The sequence below is a fragment of the Novosphingobium sp. 17-62-19 genome, from assembly GCF_002256775.1.
Classification (GTDB): domain Bacteria; phylum Pseudomonadota; class Alphaproteobacteria; order Sphingomonadales; family Sphingomonadaceae; genus Novosphingobium.
In genome coordinates, this window is the sequence record NZ_NCII01000100.1 from 1 (window position 1) to 11076 (window position 11076).

Annotated in this window: 9 protein-coding genes; 2 read left to right on the forward strand and 7 right to left on the reverse strand. The window is 61.2% G+C overall.

Translation table 11 applies throughout. From position 1 onward, the window contains the following. Positions 1–88: 88 nt before the first annotated feature. Together B7X90_RS15895 and B7X90_RS15900 are read left to right on the forward strand one after the other, a co-directional pair. On the forward strand, positions 89–865 hold the full coding sequence (locus B7X90_RS15895; protein WP_292626037.1) for a TIM barrel protein: 777 nt from the start codon (positions 89–91) through the stop codon (positions 863–865). A 185-nt stretch (positions 866–1050) separates the two neighbouring features. Beyond that, on the forward strand, positions 1051–1533 hold the full coding sequence (locus B7X90_RS15900) for a TspO/MBR family protein (protein WP_292626040.1): 483 nt from the start codon (positions 1051–1053) through the stop codon (positions 1531–1533). Positions 1534–1659: 126 nt separating this feature from the next. On the opposite strand, the gene B7X90_RS15905 is transcribed toward B7X90_RS15900, so the two are convergent. The 7 genes from B7X90_RS15905 to B7X90_RS15935 all read right to left on the reverse strand — a co-directional run bounded on the left by B7X90_RS15905 (position 1660) and on the right by B7X90_RS15935 (position 10683). After that, a complete protein-coding gene (locus tag B7X90_RS15905; protein WP_292626042.1) occupies positions 1660–2034 on the reverse strand; it encodes a DUF6379 domain-containing protein in 375 nt (124 codons plus the stop codon). A 13-nt stretch (positions 2035–2047) separates the two neighbouring features. After that, complete coding sequence (locus B7X90_RS15910; protein WP_292626044.1) at positions 2048–3094, reverse strand: TIM barrel protein; 1047 nt, start codon at positions 3092–3094, stop codon at positions 2048–2050. A 160-nt stretch (positions 3095–3254) separates the two neighbouring features. Next, entirely contained in the window at positions 3255–4586 is a 1332-nt protein-coding gene (locus B7X90_RS15915) for an MFS transporter (RefSeq protein ID WP_292626046.1), read from the reverse strand. Between the two features lie 33 nt (positions 4587–4619). Next, entirely contained in the window at positions 4620–5429 is an 810-nt protein-coding gene (locus B7X90_RS15920) for a TIM barrel protein (RefSeq protein ID WP_292626049.1), read from the reverse strand. A 92-nt stretch (positions 5430–5521) separates the two neighbouring features. Further along, positions 5522–6154 carry an isochorismatase family protein gene (locus tag B7X90_RS15925; protein ID WP_292626051.1) on the reverse strand — a complete coding sequence of 211 codons (633 nt, stop codon included), beginning with the start codon at positions 6152–6154 and terminating at the stop codon, positions 5522–5524. Positions 6155–6244: 90 nt separating this feature from the next. After that, positions 6245–8110: a methyl-accepting chemotaxis protein gene (locus B7X90_RS15930; protein WP_292626053.1), complete on the reverse strand. Its 1866-nt coding sequence runs from the start codon at positions 8108–8110 to the stop codon at positions 6245–6247. Between the two features lie 71 nt (positions 8111–8181). Continuing rightward, positions 8182–10683, reverse strand: coding sequence for a TonB-dependent receptor (locus B7X90_RS15935; RefSeq protein WP_292626055.1), 2502 nt, complete (start codon positions 10681–10683; stop codon positions 8182–8184). Positions 10684–11076: the final 393 nt, after the last annotated feature.

Genomic DNA, 11076 nt, shown 5'->3' on the forward strand with positions numbered 1-11076 from the left:
AAGGCCATGCCTATGACACGCGCGATGCCTTTGAACAGGTGCGCCGCCATCAGGCGATGGCCCGCCGCATCTGGGGGAGCTGAGCGCCGTGGCTTTCGATCTCTCGGTCAATCTCGAATATGGTTTCACTGAAGCGGGCGACCGGCTTGAGGATCGCATTGCGGCTGCTGCTGCCGCAGGTTTCCGCAAGGTGGAAATCTTCACGATGGCGGGCCGCGATGTCGCCTCGGTCCGTGCGGCGCTGGATGCGCATAGCGTGGAACTGTGGAGCATGGTCAACGATCCGCGCACACGCATCATCGATCCGCAGACGCACGACGAATTCCGCGCGAACGTGCGGCAGAGTGTGGAAAACGCCGTGGCTTTGGGGTGCAAGCGGGTGGTCATCGCCTCGGGTCCGGCGGTGCCGTTCCTGAAGCGTGCGGTGCAGTTGCAGACGGTGGCCGATGCCGTGGCCAGCGTGGTGCCGATTGCCGAAGAACATGACCTCACGCTGATCCTCGAAGCGGTGAACACCCGCGTCGATCATCCCGGCGTGTTGTTTGCGATGACCGAGGACTGCGTGAAAGTGGCGCAGATTGTGGACAGTCCGCGCGTGCGGCTGCTTTATGATATGTACCACTCCATCGTCGAAGGCGAAGACCCGGAAGCGGTGCTGCCGCCGGTGATGCATCTGGTGGACCACGTGCAGATCGCCGATGCTCCGGGCCGGGGCGAGCCGGGATCGGGGGCGATTGACTGGCCCGCGCGGTTGGCGATGCTCGCGCGGCTGGGCTATTCGGGCACGATCGGGGTGGAATGCTACCCTACGCGCCAGCCTACGGGTGAGGCGCTGGCCTATATTCAGGAGCTGTGCGCTGGCTAAGCAACACCCATTCTGAAATGTTGCTCCCCCGCGAAGGCGGGGGCCTCGGTGTTGTTGCGCAACGGCAGTTGAACCCGCCTGAGGCCCCCGCCTTCGCGGGGGAGCAGGGGGTGTTTTTATTCCCATTTCGGTCTGGCACAGCTTTGCGCATTGCGCTCGCTCGGCACAGGCCTCATACCTCTTTGATGCCCGAACCCCATGTAATCGCCGCCATCCTCTGGGCTGTCATCCTCGGAGGAGCAGGCGGACTACTCACCGACATTGGGCCGTGGTATCGCAATCTGAAAAAGCCATCGTGGCAGCCGCCCGATTGGCTGTTCGGCCCGGCGTGGACGGTGATCCTCGGCCTTGGTGGCTGGGCCGCCGTGCTGGCGTGGAACGGCGCAGTGGATGAGGCCGGGCGCATGACGGTGATCGCGCTGTTCGCGCTGAACTTCGTGTTCCACTTTCTGTGGTCACCGCTGTTCTTTGCGCGGCAACGGCCCGATTGGGCGCTGGTGGAAGTGCCGTTCCTGTGGGGATCGGTGCTGGCGCTGGCCGTGTGTCTGCGCGAATTTTCGGTGCTGGCAAGTTGGCTGGTCGTGCCCTATCTTGTCTGGGTCAGCTTTGCCACTTGCCTGAACTTTGCCATCGTGCGGCTGAACAGGCCGTTCGGGCCTAAAGCCTAATTGGGCAAGTGCGTCCCCGCGCAGGCGGGGACCTCAGGCCGTTTACACTGTCGTAGCGTAACTCGACTGAGGCCCCCGCCTTCGCGGGAGAGCAGAGATTCAGAGTGGTTGTGCTGCCGGCACGCCTTACGCCGCCAGCGCCAGTTCCTTGGTGTCCTTCGTGGTCGGCACGAAGGGCAGATAGGATACCCGGTTGCGCACGGCGAAGGTGATCGTGTGGTTACCGGCAGAAAGTCCGCCGTTCAGCACGATAATCTGTGCCTTTTCGCCGAAGTTCCAGCGGTTGTCGTAGCAGGTCTCCATCTCGTCGAGCGTGTAGGTCTTCCCGCGCACGGCAAAGCGCACCGATTCACGCGGTTGCACGTCACCATCCACGGTGACCTGAATGTCCTCAATCATGGAAAGGCCAAGGCCCCGGTAATAGGGCAGACGCCCCAGGAAGGAGAAGCCGCCATCAACCGACTGGAGGCTGCCTTCGACGATCATCTTGTTGTCCATCATGGCAATGCGCTCCTTATTCTGCGGCTTCAGTGAGGGTGGGAGCGAAAGCCGGGGTCTTGATTGTGGGCACTTCGCTCTCGCCCAGCAGCCTGGCCAGCATCACCTGCTGGCGGCGGACCTGTTCGACCGAGTCCGGCTCCTGCGCGTCCTCAATCCAGCGGTTCCCTTCGTATTCCGAGCAGATGTAGCCTTCGTAACCACCTTGCTCCAGCACCTGGACGATCTGGTCGTAGGGGATCGAAGGCTCCACATAGTCCTCGGTCACTTCATAGAACTTGCCGTGGATGTTGTGGATGCGGCTCATGTGATCGAGCATCCGCTTGGGTTCAAATGCGGCATTGTGGCGCAGTGTTTCGGCCATCGCGATGGCGGGGCCGGTGCCGCCCATCTGCTGGACGTTGAGGATCACGTATTCCGAAAGGACACGGTCGTCATAAGCCTTCACGACATAGTCCGCGATCGCTGGCGGCACGCCGATGCGCAGGAACTTTTCCTTCCACACCGGCGGGAAAGCGAACAGGAACATGCCCATGTCGGGCAGGAAGCCCAGCGCATCCGAGCCAGACTTTTCAAAGGCTTCGGCGTGGCGGATGATCCACGGATGATCGAAGTGCAGCGGGGCGTGAACTTCGATCAGGATCTTGATGTTGTGCTCTTCGGCGTGGGGCGCAGCGGCCACCAGCACTTCGGGCGCGATCGAAACCAGCGCGCGGATGTACTTCATGCCCAGGCGGGCACCGAATTCGATGTCCTTCTTCACGCTGGCGACCTGCTCTTCAAAGGGCATCTCGCGGCCCTTGTAGCGCTTGTAATCGAGCATGAAATCGTGGGCCACGGGCGTGCAGTCATACTGCTTGATCAGGCGGTGCCACTGGTCGACGTCTTCTGATGCCACGCCATATTCGGGCCAGCCCCAGAAGGTCTGCTCGCCGATGATCTCGATGCCCTTGGCACCCAGTTCAGCGCTGGTGCGGATGCAGTCCTCAAGGCTCATTTTGCCCTGAAAGGTCTCGTTCTGATAGGAATAGAGGCTGACGCCCCGTTTGATCTTGCTGGTCACAATTCACCTCGCTGGGAGTCCGTGATGGCCGGGCACAGGCCTTACTGATTGCAGTGCCGAGTTCGGTTCGGGGAAAGGCTGGCGGACGAACCGTCGACACACTCTCCGGGAGGGTCTGGCGCCCTATTAGAATTTATATTCTACTAATTCACTGCATCCGTCAAGTGGCGCGCGCGGCATTATCGACCCGGATCGTTTCGCGCAGTCCGTCCATAGGCCACAGCATCATGACCAGTGTTTGCAAGGCCAGCAGCACCACAGCGCTGCCATAATAGGCCCAACGGATCGCATCGCGAGCGCCCTCGGTGACAGCATCGGGGACATAGCCCGCCGCGCCAAGGATGAACGCGAAGCCTGCCGTTCCCACCGCCATGCCGACTTTGGTGGACAGGCTGATGCCTGCCGAAAGCAGGCCTTCGCGCCGGGTGCCAAACTTCCGTTCGTGATAGTCCACCGTTTCGGCAATCATCGCAAAGGCGGCGGTGATGGTGATCGATGTGGCAAGGCAAGCGGCGATATAAAGCGTGAGGAACAGCGCCACGTTGCTTTCGGCCAAGGGCAACAGCGCAAACAGCACCGCTGCCAGCGCCAGCACGAACACGCAGCCACGCTTGATCCCGGTGCGGGCCAAGATCGGCGGGGCGACGAACGACGACAGCAGCAACATCCCCGAAACCGCAGGCAACATGATCGAGATCATCCACGGTTTGCCCAGCACGTCGATGGCGAAATAGGCGGTCGCGCTCATCATCAGGCCAAAGCGCATGAAATAGAGCAGGCATGACGCGAAGACGACCAGCCACGCTTTGTTGCGCAGCATTTCGTGCACGGCGGGCAGGATCGCGAAGTCGGGCGAGGAGCCGTCTTCGAAGCGTTCCTTGCAGTTGCGATAGAGCGCCACGGTGCAGACAAAGCCGATGGCGGCAAACAGCATGGCGACCGATTGGAAGCCCTTGGCCTGATTGCCCCCGCCGAACAGGCCGACCAACGGCAGCACAGCAGCCGTGCCCAGCACCACCGAGATCGATGTGCCCACCCCGCGCATCCCCGACAGCTTGAGCCGCTGCGACGAATTGCGCGTCATCATCGGCATCAGCGCGGTATAGGGAATGGCCTGCAAGGACATGAGAATGCCCAGTGCCTTGAAGGTGACGAAGGCATAGGCCAGTTGCGCGCCCTGGCTCCAGTTCGGCATGTGGAACAGCGCCACGGTGACCAGTGCATAGGGCAGTGCAGTGAACAGGAAGTACCCGCGCGTGCGGCCCCAGCGGCTGCGGGTCTTGTCCACCGCGATGCCCACCATCACATCGATCACCGCGTCCATCAGCCGCGCGATCAGGAACACTGTGCCCACGCCCGCAGCGGGCAGGCCGACCACATTGGTATAGTAGAACAGCAGGAACCCGCTCGCCATGTTGTAGGCAAGGCTGGTGCCCATATCGCCGAGGCCATAGCTCAGGCGCTCAGCTAAACTCAGTCTGTTTTCGGCCACTTGTCCTCTCCCGGATAGCAGCGTTGAAATCCGTCAGAGGCCCAGCGTTTTGCGGGTCAGCTCCAGCGATTGGTCCATGGGCAGAGTGGGGAAAAATTCCATCCCGATGGCCCCGGCATAGCCAAGGTCACCCAGCGGGCGCATCACGTGGTCCCAATCGACCGTGCCGGTGCCCGGCTCGTTGCGGTCGTCCATATCGGCCACCTGAACGTGCGCAACGAGGTGGATGCGACCTTTCAGCACTTGGGCAACATCCTCGCCCATCACCGCGCTGTGCCACACATCATAGAGCAGGCGCAGGTTGGGGCTGCCGACCGCTTCGACCAGATCGAGACCGAGCGCGGTGCTGACGAGATACATCGCGGAAAACAGCCGTGTGTTAAGCGGTTCAAGCAGCAGCATGACGCCCGCTTCCTCGGCCAGCGCTGTGGCTTCCTTGAGCGCGGCGACGGCATTGGCGAAGTGGTCCTCCTCGCTCATCCCCTCCACCCGGAATCCCGAGGCGAGGATCAGGGGTGGCTTGCCGAGGCAGGCGGTCGCCGCAATCGTCTCGCGCACGGCTTTCACCATTTCGGCACGCTCTGCCGGATCGACGATGGAGCGGCGCGGATCCACGCACAGGCCGGTGAGTTCAATGCCGGTTGCGGCCAAAGCCTCAGCCATCGCCTCAACCGGCTTCTCGCGCCACAGGTGAAATTCAACCGCAGCAAATCCTTGTGCCTTGGCGGCATGAACGCGCGCGGGAAGGTCTCCGGCTTCGGCAAATTGCCATTCGATACAAGATGAAAGCGTAGAGGCAGGCAGCACGTCGATCTCCCAATCGGCGGCCCCACGACGGCGCAAATGCTGCGCCCGTTTGCCTGGCGGCCTGACGTGCCGCTACTTTATTAGAACCTAAGTTCTCATTATTTCAGGCCCCGGTCAAGCGCTTCTGCTCAGGCTTTCAAACCATGCAGAAAGGCCAACGCCTCATTCTCGCCCACAACGTCGGCATATTTGGCGTTCATGTCGAACAGGTTGGCTTCATGCGGAGCAGAGTGCCGATCCCCGCAGGCGTCGGCAATCACGGCGGTACGAAAACCGTGGCTCATCGCATCGACGCACGATGCACGCACACAACCCGATGTGGTCAGACCCGTCAGCAAAACCGAATCCACCCCCATCGCGGTCAGTGTGGAGGCAAGCGAGGTGCCGAAGAATGCGCTGGGGTATTGCTTGGAAATGACGAGTTCGTCTTCAAACGGATCAAGCCCTGGCGCCCAAGCGGCCATCGGACTGCCCATGATGAAATGCCGGAGTGGCGCAGCCTTCTCGAAGAAGCGGCCACCATCAATCGTGCTGGGGTGATAGACCACGTTGGTCAGGATCACCGGCACGCCCGCATCGTGTGCTGCTGTGCGCACACGCAATGCGGATGAAAGTGCCGGCTCCACATCTGCGTAAAGTTCACAAGCCGGATCGAAATAGCCCATGCAGAAGTCGATCATCACCAGCGCGGGCCGTGTGCCAAACCCGACTTTCCGGTTATAGGCCTGGCGATAGTTGGCCAGCAGGTCGTCGTTGCTCATCTTCGCAAATCCTTGCAGCGAAATCCTCGCTTTTGTCTTTGCCTTATCTGGTCGGACGAGCAAGTCGACTCTGGAACGTAGCTGTGGTGATCAGAACTCCGACCAATCGTTATCGAGTGCCAGGTTACCGCTGACTTGCGGCGGTGGTGTTGCCGCGCGGCGTATCGGCGTGGCCTGAGCGTGCGTTGCCTGTGCATGTTTGATCGGGGCTGGTGCTGTCCGGCGGGCCGGTGCGTTGAACGATGCGCCGGGGCGCTCGTCGCCGATCTTGAAGCTGGCAAAGGCGCTGGAGAGTTGCCCTGCTTCCTGCGTCAGGTTCTTGGTGGCAGCGTTGGTTTCCTCGACCATCGCAGCGTTCTGTTGAGTCATCTGGTCCATCGCACCGATGGCGCGATTGATCTTGCGCAGGGCAATGCTTTGCTCGCCCGCCGTTTCGGCAATGGTCGAGATCGAAGCGGTCACCGTGCCGACGCGGCTGATGATCGTTTCAAGCGCTGATCCGGTTTCGTTGACCAGCGAAACGCCCGAACGGACATGGTTGGTCACCGCTTCCACGCGCTGCTTGATCGCGTTGGCAGCTTCGGTGGCACGCTGAGCCAATGCGCGCACTTCGGAGGCGACGACGGCAAAGCCCTTGCCTGCCTCGCCTGCACGCGCCGCTTCCACGCCTGCATTGAGGGCGAGAAGATTGGTCTGGAAGGCGATGCCATCGATCATTGTGGTGATGTCGGAAATTTCGGCGCTGGCGCGGGCCACATTGTCCATCGCTTCGATGGCCTTGCTCACAACCTTGCCGCCGCTTTCGGCCTCGCCGCGTGCTTCGACCATCGATCCGCTCACGTCGGCAGCGATCTTGGCATAGTCCTCGATCTGCGTGGTCAGGTTGTCCATCGCCGACGATGATGACTGGAGGCTGGCGGCCTGCTGTTCGCTGCGGGTGGCAAGATCAGTGGTGGCCTGTTGAATCTCGCCCGATGTCAGGTTGATCGCCATGATGCTGTCCTGCACAAGACCCATGGCCTGGCAGAGCCGCTCCATCGCTTCGTTGAAATCGTGCGCGACGGTCTGGAACGCGGGCGGCACGTCAATGATGCGCACTGAAAGATCGGCATTGGCCACCGCGTGCAGGTTCGCACCGATTTTGGCCATGGCCTCTTCGCGTTCCTTCACCGCACGGGCGCGTTCATGCGCGGCATCGCGGAATACCATCACCGCTTGCGCCATGGCGCCCAGTTCATCGATGCGACCGGTGCCGGGAATGGCAAGGTCATACTGGCCTTTGGCCATGGCTGACATCGTCTGCGTCAGGTCGGCAATCGGTGTAGCGATGGAGTGCGAAAGCTTGCGCGAAAGCACCATGGCCATGCCGATCAGCAGCGCGCCGCCCACGGCCAGGGCGATCCAGCCAAAGATGATCGCACTGTCCTGCCATTCCGTTTCTGCCGCGATCGCCTCATGCTGGGCATCGCGCACGGTGCGAAGCGGCAACACGGCGTCACTGACCAGAACGGCCTTGCCGGCATCGCGGATGGCCTGTTGTGCAACATCGCGCTGGCCGGATTTGACGACCTCGATATATTTGTCACCCCAGTTTTCACGCCATTTCTGCGTTTCGGCGCGCGATGTGCGTACCATTTCCTGCAGCGCCGGATCGGTCAGCCGAGCTTCCAGCGCAGCCGAAGCCTTGTCGTAATCGTCGCGGCCTTCGTAGTAGGATTTGAGGTAGCTCTGATCCGCCGTGACAAGGAACCCGCGCAGCTGGCTGTTCTGCCGAAGCAACGCCGTTTCCAGTGTCAGCGTATCGGCCAGGATTGCCTGGCTCTCGGTATTGCGCGCGGTGACGCTTGATATCATGGCCAGGCTCACGCCGAACACGATCATCATGATCGCCGCCGTAACGTTGAGCGCCACGAACGAGAGGCCGAGCCTGCGGGGAATGTTCAAGCGGTCAAACACGGATTGGGTTTCCTTGGACTGGGGGAGCGACCCGCCTTCCCCGGGGGAAAGAAAGGCGGGTCGCAAGGAGGTCAGAACGAATAGCGAAGCGATGCGGTGACAGTGCGGCCGTTCATCACTTGAGCATTGGTCAGGCCGCCGACCGGGATAGCGGCCGAGGCCAGCTGCACGATCGCCAGCTTGTCGAACACGTTGAAGGCGTTGACGCTGAACGTTACGCGATCAGCTGGGCGCACCTGCACAAATGGGCTGACCAGCACGTATCCGGGCTGTTTGAGGATGTTGCTGTCCTGAGCAAAACTGCTGGTGGTGCCGTTCAGCACAGTGCCGAACGTGACCTTGCCCAGTTCCACCTGCGGACGCGCCTGGAACGAGAAGGTTGGGATATGCCGTGGACGATTGCCTTCGAGCGCAGGATCGGTGCGGTCCTTGTCGATGGTCGCCTTGGTCCAGGTCGCGCCAAGTGTCAGCGAGAACGGTCCTTCGCGCACTTCACCTTCGAATTCGACGCCTTTGGCGCTGTAGGTGCGGTCGATCGGGATCACGATGACCTGCCCGCTGGCGTCTGCGCCGATCTGGTAGTTGCGCTCGCCAGTCGATGCCCAGAATCCGGTGACATAGGCGGTCAGCCCATCCTTGCGGAATTTCACACCCACTTCGGCCTGCTTGACCACGTTGAATGCGGTCGATGGATCGAGAAGCGCACCAGTGTTGGGGTTGAGCGAGCCTGAACCAAGGATGCGCTCGGCATTGGCGCGCGCGCCGCGGCTGTATCGCCCGAACACCGAAAGCGGCTCGGCCAGACGATAGTTCACTCCTGCGGAATACGATACATAGTTGTAATCGTAATCGACCACGGCGGGTTGGGTTAGTGGCAGGATCGCCACTTTGGTTTCGGCCACCGAGATGGCACCATTGCCGTTGATGTCAGCGGCGATCTGGCCAATGCGGCCGCCGCCATAACTTGGCGAAAAAACCCGGCCTGCAACAGAGCCGCGATCCCAGCGCACGCTTGCGCCCACTGCCAGTTTGCCGATCTGGTAATTGGCTGAACCATAGGGCGCCAGGACCTTGTATTTCAGGTCATAGCGGTTGTGATATTCGGCCACCGGGACGGCAAACCCGAAGCCGTAAGCATATGTGCCGCCATCGGTCAGCGGGACACCCCCGGCGCTGGTCAGGTTGACCGGCGCATTGCGGTCACCACCTGCCAGATCGTTGATCGAATTGGCAAAGTTCCAGTACATGTCGACGGACTGCGAGGAATTGTACACGCCTGCCGTCGTCGTCAGCTTTCCTTCGCCGACCTGCCAGACCCGGCTTGCGCGCAGATCGTTGGTTGCGTTGTCCATCTGGTTTTGCTGCACGTTGATGCGGATCGACAAGGCGAGCAACCGGGCGTCATTGATGGCCTGTCCGGCAGAAGGACCGTCGGCGTAAGCGAGCGTCGAACCGGGGCCGCCAAGCAGGAAAGCAATCGCAGGCGCAGGTGCGCTCACCATCGGGATGCTCTCGTTATATTCGCCGCTGATGTCGGCAAAGCGGAAGCGGTTGCTGACCGTCCACCCCGCGATGTCGAACTGCGCTTCCAGCCCGATGGACTTGGTGATCCCGCGAAGCCCGTTGGCTACATCGAATGTGGTCGGATTGTTGTTCTGGTCGACCCCCAGATAGCTTTGCGTAAAGCGCGATTCATAGGCGTTCCGCCGAATGGCGTTGCCCGGCAGATCGCTGATCTTCGGCGCTTCGTTGGTACCGGACAGGCCGATCGGATAGAGTGAATAGTTCGGTTGCCGGTCGTCCAGGTACTTGGCGTAAACCCGGATATGGCCATTGGAGAACTGGCGGGTCACATTGGCCTTGACCTGGCCGCCTTTGAATCCGTCATAGCCGATGTCGCGCGGGCCTTCGCCCTGACGATAGAATCCACCGACGTGAAAGCGCCAGCCATCGCCAAGCGGGCTGCCATAGGCAAAGTCGATGCGCTTCAGGTCATGGCCCACGCCGCTCGACACTTGCATCACGCCGCCGGCCGTCTCACCGGTGCGCGAGATGAAGTTGATCACGCCGCCGGGTGAATTGGACGCAAAAGTCGAAGCCGAGCCGCCCCGGATCGCCTGCACTTGCGACAGCGTCAGGTCAGCACGCAGGAACTGGTCTGCCGACGCGAAGTGCAGATCGCCAAATTCGAGCACGGGCAACCCGTCCTCCTGCAATTGCAGGAACTTCGATCCATCGCCCGACAATGGCAGGCCGCGCACGGTGATAGCGGAAAAACCATCGATGTCGGATGTTTCGGCGCGGATGCCAGGGATGTTCTGGATGATCCCGGCGACCGAGCTGACCGAAAGCTTGGCCAGGTCCGTCTCGTCGATCACGCTGGCCGAGATTGCCGTATCGAGCAGATCGCGACCCTTGGCAACGCCCGTGCTGAAGGCTTTCTTGGCCGGAGCAGCCGGTGCTGCGTTTTCCCGCGCTCCGTCAGCTGGCACAACTGCTTCGTCGGCCGCCCACGCCACCTGATGCGTGGTTGTGGCAAGCAGCGTGGCAACAAGAAGTGTGAATTTGCGCATTGGTATCCCTATGTCGAAGTCGTGATCTGAAACCTTCGACCGGGAGCATTACGACGCCGCTGTTAATCCGCCGCCCCCGCACTGTTATGTAGAATTACGCAACTTTCGGCCTCTTTTTCATTACCTTGCCAGCGCCTTACGAAGTTCCCCTTATCGAGCATTGGCGGGCTGTTGGGCATGTGCACTTACAAATGGCCAACACGGGGCAGCGATCTCGCGCCCGTTTTGCGAAAGTGCCTGCCTTGCGTATGACTGCGATTGCCGAACCGGATTTGCGACTGTCCCAGCCCGGTTGGGTCGTGTCCCATATGGTGGTGTAGGTTCGCCGGCGTAGCCTTAGCGATCTCCGGCCAAGCCGGGTTGATCATGCTGCCATAGGGGGCAACGTGATGA